16 protein-coding genes are annotated in these 20,083 nt (G+C 60.3%); 6 read left to right on the top strand and 10 right to left on the bottom strand.

Features of this window, described 5'->3' with window-relative positions; genetic code table 11:
- Positions 1 to 95 precede the first annotated feature (95 nt).
- Both OGM61_05655 and OGM61_05650 read left to right on the top strand, forming a co-directional pair.
- Positions 96 to 1,637 (top strand): FAD-dependent oxidoreductase, encoded by a 1,542-nt coding sequence (locus tag OGM61_05655; GenBank protein UYI83358.1) that lies wholly within the window; start codon positions 96 to 98, stop codon positions 1,635 to 1,637.
- The gene (locus tag OGM61_05650; GenBank protein UYI83357.1) at positions 1,634 to 2,824 is read left to right on the top strand and encodes a flavin reductase family protein; all 1,191 of its coding nucleotides are present in this window, start codon (positions 1,634 to 1,636) and stop codon (positions 2,822 to 2,824) included. Before OGM61_05655 ends, OGM61_05650 begins: the two co-directional genes overlap by 4 nt.
- Positions 2,825 to 2,996: 172 nt before the next feature.
- On the opposite strand, the gene OGM61_05645 is transcribed toward OGM61_05650, so the two are convergent.
- The 10 genes from OGM61_05645 to OGM61_05600 all read right to left on the bottom strand — a co-directional run bounded on the left by OGM61_05645 (position 2,997) and on the right by OGM61_05600 (position 15,803).
- The gene (locus OGM61_05645; GenBank protein UYI83356.1) at positions 2,997 to 3,755 is read right to left on the bottom strand and encodes an SDR family oxidoreductase; all 759 of its coding nucleotides are present in this window, start codon (positions 3,753 to 3,755) and stop codon (positions 2,997 to 2,999) included.
- A gap of 75 nt (positions 3,756 to 3,830) precedes the next feature.
- Positions 3,831 to 4,616 (bottom strand): SDR family oxidoreductase, encoded by a 786-nt coding sequence (locus OGM61_05640; GenBank protein ID UYI83355.1) that lies wholly within the window; start codon positions 4,614 to 4,616, stop codon positions 3,831 to 3,833.
- Positions 4,617 to 4,688: 72 nt separating this feature from the next.
- On the bottom strand, positions 4,689 to 6,056 hold the full coding sequence (locus OGM61_05635; protein UYI83354.1) for a CoA transferase: 1,368 nt from the start codon (positions 6,054 to 6,056) through the stop codon (positions 4,689 to 4,691).
- A gap of 115 nt (positions 6,057 to 6,171) precedes the next feature.
- Entirely contained in the window at positions 6,172 to 7,530 is a 1,359-nt protein-coding gene (locus tag OGM61_05630) for a CoA transferase (protein ID UYI83353.1), read from the bottom strand.
- Positions 7,531 to 7,591: 61 nt separating this feature from the next.
- Positions 7,592 to 9,013, bottom strand: a complete 1,422-nt coding sequence (locus OGM61_05625) for an MFS transporter (protein UYI83352.1) — start codon at positions 9,011 to 9,013, stop codon at positions 7,592 to 7,594.
- Positions 9,014 to 9,078: 65 nt separating this feature from the next.
- Positions 9,079 to 10,599 (bottom strand): bile acid--CoA ligase BaiB, encoded by a 1,521-nt coding sequence (gene baiB, locus OGM61_05620; GenBank protein UYI83351.1) that lies wholly within the window; start codon positions 10,597 to 10,599, stop codon positions 9,079 to 9,081.
- 83 nt (positions 10,600 to 10,682) lie between these two features.
- Positions 10,683 to 11,450 (bottom strand): SDR family oxidoreductase, encoded by a 768-nt coding sequence (locus OGM61_05615; protein UYI83350.1) that lies wholly within the window; start codon positions 11,448 to 11,450, stop codon positions 10,683 to 10,685.
- 277 nt (positions 11,451 to 11,727) lie between these two features.
- Positions 11,728 to 12,315, bottom strand: a complete 588-nt coding sequence (locus OGM61_05610; protein UYI83349.1) for a hypothetical protein — start codon at positions 12,313 to 12,315, stop codon at positions 11,728 to 11,730.
- Positions 12,308 to 13,552, bottom strand: a complete 1,245-nt coding sequence (locus OGM61_05605; GenBank protein UYI83348.1) for an AraC family transcriptional regulator — start codon at positions 13,550 to 13,552, stop codon at positions 12,308 to 12,310. The genes OGM61_05610 and OGM61_05605 overlap by 8 nt, the downstream gene beginning before the upstream one ends.
- A 259-nt stretch (positions 13,553 to 13,811) precedes the next feature.
- Positions 13,812 to 15,803, bottom strand: coding sequence for an NAD(P)/FAD-dependent oxidoreductase (locus OGM61_05600; GenBank protein ID UYI83347.1), 1,992 nt, complete (start codon positions 15,801 to 15,803; stop codon positions 13,812 to 13,814).
- A 79-nt stretch (positions 15,804 to 15,882) separates the two neighbouring features.
- Here OGM61_05600 and OGM61_05595 point away from each other — a divergent pair, with 79 nt between their 5' ends.
- The 4 genes from OGM61_05595 to OGM61_05580 all read left to right on the top strand — a co-directional run bounded on the left by OGM61_05595 (position 15,883) and on the right by OGM61_05580 (position 20,081).
- Positions 15,883 to 16,341 (top strand): hypothetical protein, encoded by a 459-nt coding sequence (locus OGM61_05595; protein ID UYI83346.1) that lies wholly within the window; start codon positions 15,883 to 15,885, stop codon positions 16,339 to 16,341.
- Positions 16,342 to 16,416: 75 nt separating this feature from the next.
- Positions 16,417 to 18,342, top strand: a complete 1,926-nt coding sequence (locus OGM61_05590; protein UYI85548.1) for an NAD(P)/FAD-dependent oxidoreductase — start codon at positions 16,417 to 16,419, stop codon at positions 18,340 to 18,342.
- 43 nt (positions 18,343 to 18,385) lie between these two features.
- Positions 18,386 to 18,919: a nuclear transport factor 2 family protein gene (locus OGM61_05585; GenBank protein ID UYI85547.1), complete on the top strand. Its 534-nt coding sequence runs from the start codon at positions 18,386 to 18,388 to the stop codon at positions 18,917 to 18,919.
- A 94-nt stretch (positions 18,920 to 19,013) separates the two neighbouring features.
- Positions 19,014 to 20,081: a hypothetical protein gene (locus OGM61_05580; GenBank protein ID UYI85546.1), complete on the top strand. Its 1,068-nt coding sequence runs from the start codon at positions 19,014 to 19,016 to the stop codon at positions 20,079 to 20,081.
- Positions 20,082 to 20,083 lie beyond the last annotated feature (2 nt).

Raw genomic sequence — 20,083 nt, 5'->3', positions numbered from 1 at the left:
CCAAAAAAGTGACGAAAAAGCAAGTCGATTCTTGACTTGTAGAATTCTTGACATATACTTTTCGCAGTGATTCAAACACAGAAGGAGGAATTGACTTGCGTTTTTACAAAGACCACTATGATGTCGTCATCATCGGCGGCGCACTGGCCGGCATGGCGGCCGCCCTGCAGCTGCAGGCCAAGGGCGTGCGGGACATTCTGATCCTCGAAAAGCACAACATGCCCGGCGGTGTCGCCACGGACTACATGCGCGACGGCTTTGAGATGGAGGCCTCGCTGCATGAGATGATGTCCATCGGCCCGAAAGGTAAGCGGCTGAAGGTCGGCCAGTTTTTTGACGACATGGGCATTGACATCGACTGGCTGCCGGTGCCGGAGCCGTACCGCGTCGTCGTGCCCGGTGAGGGCATCGACACCGTGCTGCACGACGGCTACGAGCACATGGCGCGCGACATTGACGCCGCCTGCCCCGGCACTTACGACAAGGTGCTGGAATTCATCCGCCTCTGCCGCCGCGTGTACGACAGCATGGACGTCATATCCGTGACACCGATGAGCAAGCTGCGCATGCTGCGCGAGCACCCGGACTTTGTGCGCGTGGCGGGCTACAGCGCCTCGGAAGTCATCCGGACCTTTGACCTGCCGCAGAAGGCGGTCGATATGCTCACGCCGTACTGGATCTACGTCGGCGAGCCGATGGACAATCTCCCATTCACGATCTACGCCTACTGCATGGCGGACTATTTTGCCGGCAGCTATGTGCCGCGCCACCGCTCGCACGAGATGAGCATGCGCATGCAGCAGAAGGTCGAGGAAAACGGCGCGCAGTTCGAGCTGCGGCAAGAAGTCGAAAAGATCCTCGTCAAAGACGGCAAGGTCCGCGGCGTGCGCACGAAGCGCGGAGACGAGATCGCCTGCGACTATGTCATCTGCGGCGCGTACCCGAACCGCGTCTACACGCAGATGATCGAGCCACTGAGCGAAGTGCCCGCCGGCGCCATCCGGTTCGTCAACGGCAACCGCCTGAATGTCTGCCCCGTGTCGGTCATGCTCATTCTCGAGGGCACGCCCGAGGAAAACGGCATCACAAACTACAACACCTTCTCCGGCGACACGATGGACACGAACGCCATCTGGCGCAACAACTGCAACCTGACCGAACCGTACAACTTCCTGACGACCGTGTGCCTCAACTATGCCAACCCTGACTGCGTGCCGGCCGGCTATACGCACCTGTCGATCACGAATCTGGTGCCGGTCGACCCGTTCCTTGGCGTCAAGGAGGAGGAATACTACGATCTCAAGCGCTGCCTGGCCAATGAGATGATGGAGCAGTACATCAAGATCGGCGGCGTGGACTTCCGCGGCCGCATCGCCGAGATCGAGGTCTCCACGCCCATGACGATCTCCCACTACGTCGGCGCGTGGAAGGGCAGCATCTACGGCTACTCACACTCCATGGACAACCACGTGGTCGCCAAGAAGACCATGATGGCGGAAGATCACTTCATCGACGGGCTGGAGTTTGCCGGCGCACACGCCGTGGCCGGCGACGGGCAGGGCCCGCAGATCACCAACGGCAGAGCCGCGGCCAAGGCCGTGCTCGACGCGATGGCAGCAAAGGAGGCAGCGAAATGAGTATTCGAGTCAAGAGCTTTCTGAAAGACGTCGGCGGCGCGGGCCGCGTCACCGAGGCGCGCCGCGAAAAGCTGAAAAACGCATCCGCCGTGCCGGATCCGAAAGACCCCATCCGGGATCTGGCCGGCAAGCTACACCCGAGTGAGATGCAGCTGCGCGTCACGGACATCCGCGATGCGTCCCCGACGGCAAAAACGTTCCGCTTCGAGGCCGCGGACGGGCACATTCCGGTGTTCCAGTGCGGCCAGTTCGTGAACTTCCGCCTGAAGATCGGCGAGAGCCTGCTCACGCGGCCGTATACGATCTCCTCCGCGCCGTACGAAGCGCGCGGCGAGCACCCGTTTTTCGAGATCACCGTGCGCCGCAACGTGCCGTACCTCGTGCCGGACTACTTCTTTGAAAACGTCCATGTCGGCGATGTGCTCACGGGCGCGCTGCCGTTCGGCACGTTCTATTGGGAGCCGCTGCGCGACACGACCGAGCTCGTCGCGCTGGCCGGCGGCAGCGGCATCACGCCGTTTTACGCCATGGCCAAGGAGATCGCCCACGGCAAGATGCACGGCTGCAGGCTGACGATCCTCTATGGTTCGGTCAAGTCGGACGATATCGTGCTCAAGGATGAGCTGGATCAGATCTGCGCCGAATGTCCGGACGTCAAAGTCGTGCATGTGCTCTCCGACGACCCCGACTGGCCGGGCGAGCACGGCTTTATCACGCGCGAGATCATCGAAAAATACGCCGCGCCCAACAGCACGTTCCTGTTCTGCGGCCCGCTGGCCATGTTCCGGTTCGTGCGCAAGGCGCTCGAGGACATGGGCGTGCCGCAGCGCCGCTTCCGCCACGACGTGGTGAATAACCCGGCCGATATCTCCACCCTGCCGGGCTACCCGAAGGGTACGGAGGAAAAAACGTTTCGCATCACCGTCGTGCGCGGCATTCACGAAGATGTGATCGATGCCAGGGCGAGCGAATCCGTCGCCGTCGCGCTCGAGCGCAGCGCCATCCCGGTCGATACCCACTGCCGCAACGGCGAGTGCGGTTTCTGCCGCAGCCAGCTGCTCGGCGGCGACATCTTCGTGTCCCCCATCGGCGACGGCCGCCGCGCCATGGACAAGGAACTCGGCTGGTTCCACGCCTGCTCAGCCTACCCGCTGAGCGATCTGAAGATCAAAATTCCGATTATGTAAACCGGTTTCAAACATTATGTAAATCAAATTCACGCTTCCTTCCCTGAAAAACCCGCACACGGCTGCGCCGTGTGCGGGTTCGTTTTCTCGGAAGGGAACGGAAAAGAGCCCGGCTAACGCCGGGCTCTTTTCCGCTGGAATGAGAGGATATAAAAAGAAGACAAAGCGGACATTACATCCAGCCGCCGGAGACATTCATCACATGCGCCGTGACGTACTTCGACTCGTCGGAGGCGAGATACAGCGCCATGTAGGCAATGTCGATGGGCTCGCCGAGGTGCTTGATCATGCAGTTGGTCGTGTAGCGCGACTGCGTCTCGGGCGTGAGATGCTTGGCGACGGCCTCCGTGGCGATGATGCCGGGGTTGAGCACGTTGACGCGCACACCCGCGTGCGCGACCTGACGCGCCATCTGGCGGCTGAGGTGGTTGATGCCGGACTTGGCGACACCGTAGCCGACCTGCGTGCGATCGGGGCACACGGCAGCGACGGAGCCGATGTTGATGATGCTGCCGGAGTGCTGCTTGATCATGGCCTTGTTGAGCGCCTGCTGGCAGGCGTTGAACACGGTCGAGAGATCCACGCAGACGGTCTTTTCAAACTCCTTGTAGGTGCACTTGGTGATGTCGAGGTCCTTGCGGGGGTTGGATTCGCCGAAGTTGTTGACCAGCACGTCGAGGCGGCCTTCCTTGGCGATGCACTCGTCGATCATGCTTCTGTGCGTGGCGGGGTCGTGTGCCTCAAAGTAGACAAGCTCGGCCTGACCGCCGCGGGCTCTGGCGGCCTCAACGGCAGCCTTACCGGTCTCCATGTTGCGGCAGGCATAGTAGACCTTCGCGCCCTCATCGACGAACAGGTCTGCGATCGCGCGGCCGATGCCGCGGGTGCACGCCGTGACCAGCGCGACTTTTCCTTCCAAACGGTTACTCATAACAGTACACTCCCTTTCATTTTGTGTGCGCGGTTTTGCAGCTTTGCGCCGGTGTGCGCGCACCGGCGCAGCGTATCAGAGGTTTGCGCCGTAATCGGCAACGAGCGCCTGACCGTTGAGCGGCGCAGAATCGTCGCTGCACAAAAACAGCAGGATCTTGGCAATGTCGAGATCCGAGCACGTGCCCACGTCGAGCGTGGAATGCTTTGCGGTGGAGGCCTGCATGGCCTTGGCGGCCTTCGTGTACTTGCCTCTGGCCTTCATGGCGCGCGTGGTCATGGGGGTCATGACCGTGCCGGGGCACACGCAGTTGGCGCGGATCTTCTGCTCGCCGTTGGCAAAGCGCAGCGCGATGTGCTTGGTCAGCGCGACCTCCGCGCCCTTCGAGACCGTGTAGGCTGCGCTGCCGTTGCCGTTCACGCCGCCGACGGAGGCGACGGTCGCGATCGTGCCGTAGCCCTGCGCGATGAACTGCTTGACAGCCGCGCGGGTAACGTACATCGTGCCCTTGACGTTCACGGTCAGGGTCGTGTCGAGATCGCTGGTAAGAAAATCGTCGATCGGCCGCATGGCGACATCGAGCACACCTGCGATATTGGCCAGCGCGTCGATCTTTCCGTACTTTTCCACACCGGCCGCAAACGCCGCCTTCACAGCGTCATTGTCGGTGATGTTGACGACAGCCGTCATGACCTCGCCGCCCGCAGCCCGGATGTTGGCCGCGACCTTGTTGAGGTTTTCTTCATGCATATCCGCCATGATGACGCTTGCGCCCTCGTGTGCGAAGAGCTCGGCAGTCTTGGCGCCAATGCCGGAACCGGCACCGGTGACGAAACAGACTTTTCCATCAAGTCTACCCATTTGTTTCTCCTTTGCTGATATAGAATGCGGCGGACGGGCTGTGTGAGCCGCAGCCCGTCCGGTATGTTGGGATCACTCGTCCTTGAGCGGCCACTCCATGCCGATGCGCTCACACTGGCGCTCGGTATCCCAGAAGAAGCCCCAATCGGGCAGGTGACGGATGCGGGCGGTGTCCGCCGGCGTCCACGTCACGATCTCGCCCTTCTTGTAGAGGTCGTCGATCTCCTTATCGGTGTATCCGAACTCCTGCAGCACCTCGCGGTTGTGCTCGCCGAAGCACGGCGCGGATGCCACGATCTGCGAGGGGTTGTTCTTGAAGCGGTTCGTGATACCGATGCCCTTCATCTCGCCGAAGATCTGGTCTTCCCACTCGACAAGGTTCTCGCGCTCGGCGTACTGCGGGTCGTTTTCGATATCGCCCGGCTCATAGGCACGCTGGTTCGGAATGCCGACCTTGTTGAAGATCTCCTCGAGCTCGGCGCAGGTGTGCTTCGCGCAGAAATCCGTGAGCGCCTGATCCGCCTTCTGCCCCATGGGGGTGTTGAGCGGGAAGCCGGGGATGCCCTTCGGCAGACCCGGCGTCACGCCCGGCGTGCCGACGCCGATGATGGGATAGCCCTTCTCGACCGGGCCGGGGCCATTGATGGCGACAAAGAGCTGCTTGTTGTCCTTCGTGGTGTAGAATGAGAAGCAGGCCGCAAGGTCGGAGTGGTTGCCGGTTCGGTACGGCACGGGCTCGCCGTCTTTCGGGTAGCCCTTGTTGTACCAGAGCACCGGATAGTTATCCAGCAGACGGAACATGGTGTCGTACTGCGCAACGTCGCAGGACTCGCCCTTGCCAGTCTTGAGCGCGTGGATGTAAGCCGACAGTGCGGTCATGCAGGCGTTGTAGGCCGTGACATAGTCAGACAGATAGGGGTTGACCTTCAGCGGCACATCCGTCGGGGACACGCCGTTCATGTACATATAACCGCCCATGGCCTGACCGGAAACGTCGTAGGATGCCTTGGACTTATACGGGCCCGTCTGGCCGTAGCCGGAGACGTGCACGATGCACAGCTTGCTGTTGACACCCCAGCAGACCTCATCGGTGAGGCCCATCTTGGCATAGGTGCCGGCCTTGCTGGACTCGATCCAGATATCGGCCCACTCGAGGCACTTTTTGAAGATCTTCTTGCCGGCGGGCGTGCGCGGGTTGCACGTGATAGAGTACTCGTTGCGGTGGTTCTGCGACCAGCTGGTCGTCCCGCGCGTGCCGCAGGAGATCTTGGGCGCCTCGGACTGGAGCACCTTCGCACCCATTTCCGCCATCAGGCAGCCGGCAAAGGGGCCGGCGATGGCCGTGCCGGACACAAAGACCTTGACACCGTTGAGAACGCCGAAGTCGGGGTATTCGCTGAACTTCTGCGTGAGGTTGCAGTCAATTTTTTTGAAACTCATGTATGCTGTGCCTCCTTTTTGTTGTGTTTTTCTACAGATTCCTCCGGATTCAAGATAAGCTGCCAACATGGGCAAAAGCCCATGCTGACAGCTTACCGTCTATTTGCGCTAAGATTTACTTTTTCGGGGGATACTCCAGGCCGATGCGCTTGGCCTGACGCTCCGGATCCCAGAAGAAGTGCCACTCAACGAAGTTCTTGATGCGGGCGGTGTCCGCCGGCGTCCAAGTCGCGAGCTCGCCCTTCTTGTAGAGCGCGTCGATCTCCTCGTCGGTGTAGCCAAAGTCCTTGAGAACCTCGCGGTTGTGCTCGCCGAAGCACGGCGCGGAAGCCACGATCTGGGACGGGTTCTTCTTGAAGATGTTCGTGACGCCGATGCCCTTCATCTTGCCGAAGCACTGGTCATCCCACTCGACGATGTTCTCGCGGGCCTCGTACTGCGGATCCTTCTCGATGTCGGCCGGGCCGTAAGCGCGCTGGCACGGGATGCCGGCCTTGTTGAAGATCTCCTCGATCTCGTCGCAGGTGTGCTCGGCGCAGAACTTCGCGCACAGCTCGTCCGCCTTCTTGCCGCGGGGGTCAAACAGCGGGAAGCCGGTGCAGTTCTTCGGGATGCCCTCGGTGACGCCGGGCTTGCCCATGCCGATGATCGGGTAACCGCGGGTGACAGGGCCCTGACCGACGATCGCGACAAACATGGCGTTGCCTTCCTTCGTGTCGTAGAACGAGAAGCAGGCAGCCTGGTCGCTCTTGTTGCCGGTGCGGAAGGGCACGGGCTCGCCCTGCTTCGGGTAGCCCTTGTTGAACCAGTTGGCCGGGTAGTTGTCGAGCAGGCGGAACATGGTGTCGTACTGCGCGACGTCGCAGGAATCACCCTCGCCGCTGTTCTTGGCGTTGATGTAGCCGGCGAGCGCGACCATGCAGGCGTTGTAAGCGGTGATGTAGTCGGACAGGTACGGGTTGACCTTCAGCGGGCCGGACGTCGGGGAGACGCCGTTCATGTACATGTAGCCGCCCATGGCCTGACCGGAGACGTCGTAGGAGGGCTTGTTCTTGGCCGGGCCGAACTGGCCGTAGCCGGACACGTGCACGATGGCGAGCTTCTTATTGTGCTTCCAGCAGACTTCGTCGGTCAGGCCGCGCTTGGCATAGGAGCCCGGACGGCCGGCCTCGATCCAGATGTCAGCCCACTCGACGCACTTGAGGAAGATCTTCTTGCCGGCGGGGCTGGCGGAGTTGATGGTGATGGAGTACTCGTTGCGGTGGTTCTGGCTCCACGCGAGGGTGCCGCGGGTCTGGCAGGCGATGGTCGGAGCCTCGGCCTGCAGGACCTTCGCGCCCATCTCGGCCATGAGGCAGCCGGCGAAGGGGCCGGCGATGTTCGTGCCGGTCACGAAGACCTTGACGCCCTTGAGAACGCCGAAGGAAGGATACTCGTCGAATTTCTGAGTCAGTTTGTTGTCGATTTCTTTCATGTTAGGATGACAATCCTTTCTGTGCGTATCGCACTGAATGAGGTTGATTGGTCGGAAGAAATTACTCTTTGGCAGCTTCTGCCTTCTTGTGCACGCTCGGGATCAGGAAGCAGACCACGATACCGACGATGACACAGATGAGCTGCACGAGCGCCACGGAGTGCAGCGCGCTGGCGGCAGCTGCGGGCACTGCCATGCCGGTGGCGGCCTTTTTGGTCATGCCCGTGACGAACATGGGCACGAAGATGGCAACACCGAACGGAGCAGTCATATCACGGAACACGTTGTACGTGCCGGAAGCGGAGGAGGACTCAGCCGGAGCAACACCGGACAGGGCGACCTTCATGAAGATGGTGCCGTTGCCGCCGATGCCGAGACCGACAAAGAACAGAGCGCCGCCCATCATGAGGATGCCGGCATTCTCGCCGATGAAGAGCATGATCAGAGAGCCGATGGCGACAAACACGAGCGCGATGGCAGCCACGACCTTCGGCTCCTTCTTGTCGGCCATGGGGCCGAGGACGACGGTGCCGATCGCCATGCCGAGGTACTCAATGCTCATGGCAACCGCAGCGACGGTGGCCTTGTCGATGGCATAACCGAAGCGGATGATCTCGGTCAGGCAGGCGGTCATAAGGCCCTGGGTCAGGAGCATGACCAGCACGGGGAGCACAAAGTTCTTACGAGCCATGAACTTGCCGTTGAGGATCGGGTTGGAGGCCTTCTTCTCAACCAGGAAGAGGACGATGAGGCCAACGACGGCCACGCCGATGGACGCAAGCGTCGCAGCGCTGGCCCAGCCGTTCTGCTGGCCGAAGGTGGGCACGCAGACGAGCGCACCGAACATGAGCAGGACGAACACGGCGCCTGCCCAGTCAAAGCCCTGCATGGTGCCTTTGGGGATGTTCGGGTTATCCTTGACCTTTGCAAAGCAGATCAGGAACGTGATCACGCACAGCGCGACGCAGACCCACATGACGATGCGCCATGCATTGGCCGTTCCGATGACCTTCATGATGATGCCGCCGACGGTGGGTCCAAAGATGACCATGCCGCAGGCAACTGCCATGTAGACCGTGAAGCCCTGGCCCATCTTCTCGGGCGGGAACTCCATCATGATGTAGGACATGACGACCGGGGCGATGCCGGCAGCGCCGATACCGACCATGAAGCGGAACACGAGCAGCAGCGGGATGTTCTGCGGGCAGATGGCGATGAGAGCCTGGCCGACCGTGTAAAGGCCCATGGCACTCAGCAGCATCTTTCTGCGGCCAATCACGCCGCCGAGCTTGCCCAGGATCGGCGCCATGGCGGCGGCAGCCAGGGAGTAAGCCAGCGTGATGAAGGTCAGGGACGAGTCGGCATCCCAGGCCGTGGAGATCGCGGTCGGCACCGAAGCGGTGAAGCCGCCGCAAAGGCTCAGGATCGCCGCCGCAATAGCGTAGGGCACAAAGCCTTTCATATAATTTTTGTTGTTTTCCATGAGTACATTCTCCTGTCTAGTGATTCCGGCACGAAGCCGTGTGACAGTTGGTTTCTTCTGCGTGCTCAATAGCCTTTGGCGAGGCTTTCCTCGACGAGCTTGCTGCGCACGACTTTCCCGTTTTCGTTCACGGGGATGTGATCCACCAATTCAATGGATTTGGGAATCTTGTACGGGGGGAGATAATTGAGTGCGAAGCGGATCAGGTCCTTATTTCCGACCGGGCCGTTCGTCTCCACGATGGCGTGGATACGGTGGCCCCAATCGGGATCCGGCAGGCCGATGACCACGGCGTCGACCACCTTGGGGTGCTTTTTGAGCACCATCTCGACCTCGGCGGCAAAGACATTTTCTCCGCCGGTGACGATCATGTCGCTGCGGCGGTCGGCAAAGTACAGGTAGCCTTCCGCGTCCACATAGCCCATGTCGCCGACGCTGCGGAAGCCCTCGCTGTCCGTCGGCAGCGGCGGGATGTTCTTATATATCACGCGCGGGCTGTTGTCGCCCCAGGACATGAAGATCTCGCCGATCTCGCCGGTGGGCAGTTCGTGGCCGTCCTCATCGCGGATGGACACCCGGCCGCAGTGCATCTTGCCGACGCTGCCGGGGTGGCGCAGCCACTCGTCGCCGCGGATGGACGTCATGCCGATGCACTCGGTCATGGCGTACATCTCGTAGAGCCGCTCGGGCGGGATGATCTGAAGCCACTCGCGCTTGAGATCCTGCGAGCAGACGCCGCCGGTATGGCAAAGCACCTCGAGGCTCGCAAGGTCTTCCTTCCGGAAGCCGGGCATGCGGCTGATGCGCTGCATGAGCGTCGGCACCATCTGGACATACTCGATGCGGTACTTTTTGATGAGCCGCACGATCGTCTCGGCGTCGAGCTTGGCCGGCATGATGAGCGTGTTGCCGCAGTAGAGGCCGTTGAAGGCCGCCGAGTGCGGCGCGCCGTGAAACAGCGGGCCCGCGAGCAGCTGGCGCATCTCAAAGCGCATGCCGGACACGGCGAACCAGGTCCGCAGACCCTCGTCGCTCTCCCCTGCCGGCATGTCCTGCTCGATGACCTTCGTCTTCCCCGTCGTGCCTCCGGAGCAGTTGGCAAGATTGGGGATGGCGAGCACATCGGGGGGCATGTCCGCGGGGCAGTCGGCACACAGTGTTCTGAGTTCCGCCGTGCTCAGGCCGGGATAGCCGTCCGGCTTTTTGCGGTTCGTGATGACGAGCGCCGGAGACACACACGCGCAGATCTCCATCAGATTGCGCTGCGGCGCGCGGTTGGACACCGGCACGTAGCAGGCGCCGGTCTTCCAGATGCCGAACGCGAGCGCGATGTGCGTCGGGATGTTCGGCAGCGCGGCGAGCACGCTCTTACCCGGGCCGACGCCCTGACCGAGCAGGTACCAGGCAATGCGGTTCGAGAGCTCGTGGAGCTCCCGCCACGTCATGACGGACTCCTTGTTTTCCGGGGAAACGTAAATGACCGCCGGCGCATCCGGCTTCACGGCGGCGATGTTCGCCAGCTGTGTGCCGGGTGTGAAGAAGCTCTCCGTCCCGGTATTGAAAATGTTAAAATGCTGCGTGCGCATCTCCATCACTTCCTGACAGCACTGAATTTTGCATACGCCGATCCCGCCCGCCCTCAGCGGGCGGGATCAGCGGCTTTGGAAAATTACTTCGGCAGGTTGTTCGGACGGTAGCCGCCGTCGATCTGCAGGCAGACGCCGGTGACGTAGGACGCGGCGCTGGAGGACAGGAACAGGATGCCGTTGGCAATGTCCTCGGGCTCGGCAAAGCGCTTCATCGGGATGGTATCACCGACGGAGTCCTTGGCGAACTGCGGCATATTGGCGACCATGTCGGTGTTGACAACGCCCGGAGCGACCGCGTTGACACGCACGCCCTTGTTGGCGAAGGAATAAGCGACGGACTTGGTCATGGCGATCAGGGCAGCCTTGCTGGCGGGGTACGGCAGGCCGGTCGGGCAGCCATAGACACCGGCGACGGAAGCGGTATTGACGATGCAGCCCTTGGTCTTGACCAGGTGCGGGATCGCGTACTTCATCATGGTGTAGGGGGCCTTCATGTTCAGGTTGCAGACGGCATCCCACTCGGACTGCTTGAGCCTGGTCAGCCAGGTGCTGTTGTCGGTGCCGGCGTTGTTGACGAGCACGTCCAGACGGCCCCACTTGGCAATGATCTCTTTGTACAGTTCCTGAACGGCCTTGTAGTCGCACAGGTCGATGGCCTTGGTCATGACTTCGTAGTCGGGGTTGATCTCCTTGAGCGCTGCTAGAGCCTTGGCACCGGTCTCTTCATAGTGGCTGAGGAAGTACACTTTGGCACCCGCAGCGAGAAAGCCCTTGACTGCCGCGAAGCCGATGCCGCGACTACCACCGGTAACAAGAACGACCTTACCTTTGAATTCATTTTCAAACATGATTCTTTGTCCTTTCTTAACGCAAATCTTTGACCTTTTCCGGAGCTTTCCCGTCACCCCGGACACACACCAGCAGTTATGCTTTTGTTAAGGAACGATAATATTTTAACATTAGATTCGATTTTCTTCCGGGCGTTGCCTCCTGTTTTGCTATCGTTAAAAACGACAAAAAATAAGATTTCACAACAGATTTCGTGGCAAAACTGGCAAAGCCTCAAAAGACGACCGCTGTCGCTTTTGAGGCTTTGTCCACATTGACGATATTTTCTGTTAATTCTCACTTTCGACCGGGTATCTGGTGAAAATATTCCCGCGGCATCTTCTCGGTCACGATACCGAGCAGATCCATCATATAGCAGAAGCACAGCTGGAGCTGATCGGGCGACTGCCGCTCCGTCTCCGCGAGAATGCCGTCCATGGCATCATTCGCGATCTCGGCATACAGCCCGTGCAGCGCCACGACCGGCGGCTCGGACGGGACATAAAACTGCTCGAACTTCATATAGGGGTTCGCCACGAGGTAGACATATGTGCCGCTGTTCATGCGGCTCTCGGCGATCTCAAGCGTCTCCCCCTTGTCCGGCTGATAGCGGTAGCGGTGAAACGGCCCGAGGTTGACGAGGGTGTCCGGCTTGAGGCGGTAATCCAGACCGTTGACCGTGAGTGTACCGTGGCCGCTGCGCACGAGCAGGAACGTCTCGTCGTGATTATTGACATAGAGCGTCGGCGCCTTGATCTTGCGCACGCACGCCTTGATATCGCTGGGCAGGACATTGTTGACAAAATAGTCATGCGCGCCGGCCAGAACGGACTTCTCGTCCTTGGAGCTGAAAAATGCCGTGCCGGATGAACGTTCGTTAGCCATGCTGCTTCCTCCCCTGTCCTCTCTGCTTGCGGAACTCGCCTGGTGACATCTTGTTGAGCGCATAGAACACGCGGCCCATCGTGCGGTCAGAGCCGAAGCCCGTCTCCATGGCGATGTCGACTGTCGGCAGCTCCGTCGTCGTGAGCAGCGCCTCGGCATAGCGGACACGGAACATCGACAGAATCTGCTTGTAGCTGGAGTTCAGGCGCGTCTTGAGCTGCACACGCAGGATATTCTCCGAGGTGTAGAGATCGTGCGCGATCTTTTCCGCGTCGATCGGCTCGGACATATTTTCATACAGATAACTGATGGCAGAGATAAGCGTCTCACTCAGGATCATGCCGCGGTAGACCCGGCCGTCCTTCCCGTCGCTGAGCATATCGTTGAGGTACCCTTGCGGGGTCATGCCGGTCAGCGCCTTGAAGCGGCGGAAAAACGTGATGCTCATATGAAAGCCGGAGATGGACGACACATAGTCAAACGGCAGGCTGTCATACAGGAAGTACGACATGGCCAGGATCAATCGCACGCGGTTGACATACTGGCTGAAATTCAGCCCCGTGGCAATCAGCAGCGCATGGTTGAGTGCCGTCTCATCCGCGTCGGACGAGACCGCCTCGGCGACCGAGGCCGCCGTGAGCTCCGCCGTGCTGTGCGTGGCGATATAGAGGCTGGCGCGCCGGCCGAGCGGCATATCCAGCAGCGAGTACTGCTCCTTGCGGCGTGCGGCGGCGCGGTTATACAGCAGCTCGATCTTGCGCAGGAAGGAGCTGCGGATCACAGCCGAGCCGCAGCTGTTTTTCGCGCTCAGGTGGCGAAACTGCTCAAACTGCCGCGCGATCTGGCGAACATCGTCCCCTTCCGGCCCGATGACCGGCAGGCCGGTCACGATCTCGACCTCTCGCAGGTTGGTGATCTGATTGAACATATAATAGCTCAAAAGCTGATAATCAAACGCGGCGACCCAGAGCGTGAGCGTCTCCCCGAATTCGGGGCAGATCGTCAGCACCTGCGAGCACTGGATCCAGGCAACGCAGCCCGCCTGCACGGGGAATTCCTCCCCGTTGATGATAAAGCTGCCGCTGCCGCTGCGGACAAGCACAAAATAGCTGTCCACCTCCATAACGGGGAACAGCTCCTCACTAATGGTGTGCTCCTGAAGACGGAGATACTTATCCGGCCCGCAAAAATACCCGCTGCGCGGTGTCTCGCAGAGCGGCCTGTTTTTTCTCTTCAACGTGCTTAGCCCCCATTCGTGGTAACAATACGGCTTGCAAACCGGCAACCGACAATACTTCTGTTTATAGATTAACAGCTTTTTGTGCAAAAAACAAGTGAACGAATTCCAAACTTTTAAACATTTTCCCCGTTGTGTTACAAAAAGCGAAAAGTGGCAAAAGGCCCGCCGGTGTGCATCCGGCGGGCCTTCGCGCTGTGATAAGATTGAAAGGAGTAAGAGGATGAAAAGAAAAATAGCAAAGAGAATTGACGCTGACTTACAGCTCGTAGCCGACGTGGAAGCCCTGATGCATGGCATCGCTGGACTGGCCCGGCTTGATGGCGTCGCCGATCACGTGGACTTCCGGCACGAACGCCTTGAGCTCTTCGGACAGCGGATCGTACTTGCGGGAGCCGAGGCCGAGGACAATGTAGTCAAAGCCCTTGAGCCACTCTTCCGTGCCATCCTTGTGCTGGATCTTGACCTCGTGCTCGGTCACTTCGAGCACCTTGGAGTTGATGTAGCTCTTAACGCCCTCGCGGCGCAGGCTGGCGAGCGCAATGTTGCGGTTCGGCAGGCAGACGCCGGTCATGAGCTGCGGCTGCATCTCCACGAGCGTGACTTCCACGTCGCCGATGCTGCCGGTGGTGGCAAAGGAGTTCGGACGCGCGTCGGCCATGAGCATTTCGGCCGTCTCGCAGGCGACTTCGCCGCCGCCGAGGATGCAGACCGTGCCCTTCGGGATGGTGACCTTGCGGCTGAGGATATCATGGGTGGTGATGATCGGATAGTCGCCGACGCCCTTGATGAAGGTCGGGATGAGCGGCGTCGCGCCGGTGGCGACGACGACGGCATCGGGCGCGAATTCCTTCACGTTCTCGACCGTGGCTTCCTTCTTGAACTCGAACTTCACGCCGGCCTTCTTGGCGCGGTAGTTCAGGTGCGTGAGCCACTTGCACATCTCCTGCTTGCCGGGAGAGACGACCGCCAGATTCAGCTGACCGCCGATCTGCTTGCTCTTCTCCCAGACGGTGACGTCGTGGCCGCGCTCGGCCGCCGTGACAGCGGTGTACATGCCGCCGGGGCCGGCGCCAATGACGAGGACCTTCTTCGGCTTGTCGGTCGGGTTGAACGGATAGTCATACTCGTGGCCGACGAGCGGGTTGATGTGGCACTTGCAGACCGGATGATGCGGATCTTCCGGCGTGATGCACCGGCCGCCGCAGGAGCCGCAGGGCGTGATGTCATCGAAGCGGTTCTCGTAAGCTTTCTTCGGCAGGTCGGGGTCTGCGAGCAAAGGACGGCCCATAGACACGCCGTCCACCAGACCACGCTCCACCAGATCGGCGGCGTAGCGCACGTCGTTGATCTTGCCGACAACGAAAACCGGGATGTTCACGACCTTCTTGATCTCCGACGCCTCGTAGACGTTCATGCCGATCTTCTGGCTGTGGGAAGGAAGGATGTTCTGAAGGCCCTCATATTGGACGCCGCCGGAGACTTCGAGCATGTCAACGCCCGCAGCCTCGAACTTCGGGGCGAGGTAAAGCATTTCATCCAGGGAGTTGCCGCCCGGCTCACGCTCGGAACCGGAGACACGCAGCACGATCGGGAAATCGCGGCTGATGTTGCGGCGGCACTCTTCAATGATCTCCAGGATCAGGCGCGCGCGGTTGTCGATGCAGCCGCCGTACTCGTCCATGCGCTTATTGCGCAGCGGGCTGAGGAATGCGCCCGGCAGCATGTAAGCATGCGCGACGTGCAGGGCAATGCCGCCGCAGCCGGCCTCTTCGGCGCGGCGCGCGGCCTGGCCGTACTGCTTGACGACCTTGTGGATCTCGTCAATGGTGATCGGGCGGCTGACAGCGCCGTTGGCGTTCGTGTTCACGGACGGGCCGAGCGGCGTGATGCCCTTGAGCGCACAGATGGACTCCGGGCCGGGGTGAATGAGCTGCGGGAAGAGCGTGCTGCCGGCATCGCTCACGCGCTTGGCAAAGGCGGCAAACTGCGGGACGAGGGAGTCCTTGTCCAGCGCGGTCGTCTTGCCGATGTACCAATACTTATGATCGACCGTGACTGCGTCGATGACGACGTAGCCGGCGCCGCCCTCTGCGCGGCGCACAAAGATATCCGCGAGCTGCTTGGGCACCGTGCCGTTGGTCGCCTCATAGTGCATGCTCATCGGCGCCATGGCGATACGGTTTTTCAGCGTCGTTCTGCCCAGCTGCAGGGGCGAGAAGATTTTCGCATCTTTCATATCGGTTATCATGTGATTGCCTCCTGAACGATTATTAAATGTGTATCCCACGCAACGGCCGCCCGCCGGACATGCCGGCCGGAGGGCGCGCATGGGTGCTCCGGATGGTTTGTGCTTTCAGTATAAAGGAAACGGCGCGGCCATGTCGCACATTTTCTTGTTAAATAATCCACATTTTCAAAAAGAATTTCAGAAAATGATGGCGCGCAGGCAGACACTTTTTTCGTTTTCACTACATTTTGCACCCATTTTGTCGAAATTGTCCGTCGATAACATGCCGAAAAAGCGCAGCGATCCCCCGGCGTTCTCTGTGGAAAGAAGCGAAACTGCACAAGAAATCGCAGCCGATTTTGTATATTACGCCACACTTCGTCCGCCATGTGACAATAAAACTGAAGTTTTTGTACATTTCCCGCGCATGATTACGCCACATTCTTTCCGACACGTTTTGCGGCCTAGTGTTAAAATTTCTACAATAGCTGATGCAGAGCGGAATCCGGCCACCAGCGGCCGGTCTCCGCCGGATCATTCCCGGGTCCGTCGGACATGATTAAGGAACTCCGCTCTCAGGCAGACGTGTAGGAAATCAGATTCGGATTCATTCCAATGAAGAAAGGTGTATTTCATGAGTTACGATGCATTGTTTTCTCCCATCAAGCTCAGAGGGCTTGAGCTGAAAAACCGTGTGGTCCTGCCGGGTATGAACACCAAGATGGTCAAGGACAAGAACGACGTGGGCGAGGATCTGCCCGCCTACCATGCGGCGCGCGCAGCCGGCGGCTGCGGCCTGAACATTGTCGAGCTCGTCTCCATCTGCCCCGAGTGCCATGCATACCTGTACCTCGGCCTTTATAATGAGCACCACAGAGACCAGCTGCGCAAGATCACCGACGCGATCCACGCGGCCGGCGGCAAAGCAGGCGTGCAGATCTGGCACGGCGGCTTCGTGCCCGAAGAGTTCTTCGACAAGACCAACAAGCTTGAGACGCCTGACACGCTGACCGTCGAGCGCATCCACGAGATCGTCAAGCAGTTCGGCTACTCCGCCAAGCTCGCTGTCGAGGCCGGCTTTGACGCACTCGAGTTCCACGGCGCACACACTTATCTGCCGCACGAATTCATGAACCCCTCGCTCAACAAGCGCACCGACGAGTACGGCAACCAGAGCCTGGAGAACCGCTGCCGCTTCAATCTCGAGGTCATCCGCGAGATGCGCAAGAACATGCCGGAAGACATGCCGCTGCTCATGCGCCTGGACGCCATCGACGAGATGCTCCCGGCCGTGACCACGCAGGACGAGACCGTGCAGTTCATCAACTGGGCCGCCGAGGCCGGTGTCGATGCGATCGACCTGTCCCGCGGCAACGCCCGCAGCCTTGCGACCGTGTATGAAGTGCCGCCCTACAATCTGGAGCCCGGCTTCAACATGGACAACATCGCCGCCATCAAGGCGCGCGTGAACATCCCGGTCATCGGCGTCGGCCGCATCGTCGACCCCGCTCTGGCCGATCAGCTCATCCGTGAGGGCAAGATCGACATGGTCGCCGTCGGCCGTGCGCAGCTCGCCGATCCCGAATGGTGCAACAAGTCCATGGAAGGCCGCGAGGCGGAGATCCGCCGCTGCATCGGCTGCACCGAGGGCTGCTATGACAAGGTCATCGATCCGAAGGCCAAGCACATCACCTGCACCCGCAACCCGGCGCTCTGCCTGGAGTACAAGGGCCTCCCGAAGCCGGAGAAAGCCAAGAACGTCATGGTCATCGGCGCCGGCATCGGCGGTCTGATGGCAGCCGAGTACCTCAAGGCTCGCGGCCACAATCCGACCGTCTATGAAGCCACCGACGCCCCGGGCGGCCACTTTGTGCTCGCCGGAAAGGCCCCGAAGAAGCAGGCCTTCACCGACGCCGTCATGTGGGACGCTGAGGAGTGCAAGCGTATGGGCATCGAGATCAAGACCGGCGTGACCGTCACGCCCGAGCTCATCAAGGAAGTCAAGCCCGATCACGTGATCGTCGCCACCGGCGCGCACTTTGTCGCCCCGAACATCCCGGGTCTCGACACCGCGAAGGACGTCTACGTGGCTGAGGACGTGCTGGCCGGCAAGGCCATGCCGCACGGTGAAACCATCATCCTCGGCGGCGGCGGCGTTGGCTGCGAGACCGCGCAGTTCCTCATCGAGCACGGCGTCACCGATGTGCGCGTGATGGATTCCAAGCGCGTCGGCAACAAGATGGGTATGCTGCGCACCATGTTCCTCGACATCGAGTACCCCGGCGATACCATCAAGAAGAGCCGCAACTCCAAGGTCACCAACATCGGCGACCACGAGATCACCTACGCGTTCACGAACAAGGCCAAGAAGACCGTTGAGAAGACCCGCCACTTTGATTCCCTCGTCATCGCCACCGGCATGCACTCCCGCCCGACGCAGGAGCTGACCGATGCGTGCAGCGAGCTCGGCATCCCCTGCGACGTGATCGGCAGCGCCAAGAAGGCCGACATGGGCATCGAAGCCACCGCCGACGCTTACGCCGCCGCCATGAAGGTCTGATCGCAAACGTCAAACACAGATAACAAGTCAGGAGGTTATCATTATGACAGTTGAAGAACGTCTCGAAGCACTCGAGAAAGAAGTGCAGCGTCTCAAGGACGTGCAGGCCATTAAGGAGCTCAAGAGCAAGTATTTCCGCGCGCTCGACACCAAGAACTGGGACGAGCTGGAGACGACCATGACCCCGAACATCTCCACGGCTTACTCCAACGGCAAGCTCGTTTTCCACGGCCCGAAGGAGATCACCAACTACTTCAAGGAGTCCATGCCCCACACCGAGATCACCCTGCATCAGGGTCACAACCCGGTCATCTGGTTTGAAAGCGACACGGTCGCCTACGGCAAGTGGTATCTGCAGGACAACCTGATCTTCGCCGAGGGCAACCCCTACTGCGGCACGCAGATTCAGGGCTCTGCCATCTACACCGACAAGTATGTCAAGGTCGACGGTGAGTGGCTGATCGAGGACACCGGCTACCTGCGCGTGTATGAGGAATCCTTCCAGCGCGACAACACGCACCGCATCCGCATCAACATGTTCCGCCCGAAGAAAAAGAAAGTCATCAAGAAAAAGTAAAGAAACCCGCTTTATTCAAGCCGTCGTACATTCGATGTATGGCGGCTTGAACCAAAATGAGTGAAAAAATCCCTGCGAACGGAGCGTGATCCCCGTGCTGAAAAAACTGCGGCGCAAAGTCTACCGAAAGATCCGTTTTCAGACCTGGTACCGCAAGGCATACTACTACCACCGCAAGCGGCGGGATCTGGACAAGACCATCGCCCAGTACCGCGGCGTGGATGTACTGAGCGACAAAAAGCGCCTGTACCGTCTGCGGCGCGACATGATCCGGAGCCTGTTCCGGTACGGCTCGTACTACAATGAATATTTCCTCTTCGGCTACGAGGGGAAGGACGCCGCCTACCGCGACAGCTTCATCACCGAGGGCGTGCGCATGAGCTACTACCCGCGCATGAACGACCCGAAGAACACGAACCTGCTCGAGAACAAGTACCTGACGTACCAGAAATTCCGCGACTTTTACGGCCGCGATGTGCTGCGCATCAAAAAAGGCGCGCAGCCCACGCCCGCCGCGCTCGAGGCACTGCGCGATTTCACGCAGGCGCACCCGGATTATATCGTCAAGCCCATTTACGCCGCCTTCGGCAAGGGCGTACATACCGAGTCCATCCGCGACTACCCCTATCTCGAGGCTGCGCACGCCGCCTACAGTGCGCACGGCGCCATCCTCGAGCAGATCATCGAGCAGGGCGAGGCGCTCTCCCGCATCCACCCGCAGTCGGTCAACACGCTGCGCATCCCGACAGTCGTCCTGGCCGACGGTGAGGTGCGGCTGTTTCACCCCACGCTGCGCGTCGGACGCGGCGACGGCATCATCGACAATTTCAGCGCCGGCGGCATCAGCGCACTCATCGACCCCGAGACCGGGTGCATCTGCTCCGACGGCGCGGACAAAAAGGGCCGCCGCTACGCGGCCCATCCGGACACCGGCGTGCGCTTTAACGGCTACCGCCTCCCGGAATGGGACAAAGCCGTTGCCATGGTCACAACGGCGGCGCACATGGTGCCCGGAAATCACTATTGCGGCTGGGACCTTGCCTACAGCACACACGGCTGGTGCATGGTCGAGGCCAACTGCACCGCGCAGATGGGCGGCATGCAGATCATCACACAAACCGGCAGAAAGGCAGAACTGGAAGCGCTCATCGCGCAGATGTGACG

The sequence above is a fragment of the Clostridiales bacterium genome (genome assembly GCA_025757645.1).
Taxonomy (GTDB): Bacteria; Bacillota; Clostridia; order Oscillospirales; family Oscillospiraceae; genus CAG-103.
The sequence above is the reverse complement of the archived record's forward strand: the minus strand, read 5'-3'. Positions and strand labels throughout refer to the sequence as shown.

Coding starts and splice junctions, on each gene's coding strand:
- OGM61_05615 (UYI83350.1), bottom strand. CDS start 11,450: ATGTTTGAAAATGAATTCAAAGGTAAGGTCGTTCTTGTTACCGGTGGT.
- OGM61_05625 (UYI83352.1), bottom strand. CDS start 9,013: ATGGAAAACAACAAAAATTATATGAAAGGCTTTGTGCCCTACGCTATT.
- baiB (UYI83351.1), bottom strand. CDS start 10,599: ATGCGCACGCAGCATTTTAACATTTTCAATACCGGGACGGAGAGCTTC.
- OGM61_05630 (UYI83353.1), bottom strand. CDS start 7,530: ATGAAAGAAATCGACAACAAACTGACTCAGAAATTCGACGAGTATCCT.
- OGM61_05650 (UYI83357.1), top strand. CDS start 1,634: ATGAGTATTCGAGTCAAGAGCTTTCTGAAAGACGTCGGCGGCGCGGGC.
- OGM61_05590 (UYI85548.1), top strand. CDS start 16,417: ATGAGTTACGATGCATTGTTTTCTCCCATCAAGCTCAGAGGGCTTGAG.
- OGM61_05635 (UYI83354.1), bottom strand. CDS start 6,056: ATGAGTTTCAAAAAAATTGACTGCAACCTCACGCAGAAGTTCAGCGAA.
- OGM61_05610 (UYI83349.1), bottom strand. CDS start 12,315: ATGGCTAACGAACGTTCATCCGGCACGGCATTTTTCAGCTCCAAGGAC.
- OGM61_05645 (UYI83356.1), bottom strand. CDS start 3,755: ATGAGTAACCGTTTGGAAGGAAAAGTCGCGCTGGTCACGGCGTGCACC.
- OGM61_05595 (UYI83346.1), top strand. CDS start 15,883: ATGGGTGCTCCGGATGGTTTGTGCTTTCAGTATAAAGGAAACGGCGCG.
- OGM61_05640 (UYI83355.1), bottom strand. CDS start 4,616: ATGGGTAGACTTGATGGAAAAGTCTGTTTCGTCACCGGTGCCGGTTCC.
- OGM61_05585 (UYI85547.1), top strand. CDS start 18,386: ATGACAGTTGAAGAACGTCTCGAAGCACTCGAGAAAGAAGTGCAGCGT.
- OGM61_05600 (UYI83347.1), bottom strand. CDS start 15,803: ATGATAACCGATATGAAAGATGCGAAAATCTTCTCGCCCCTGCAGCTG.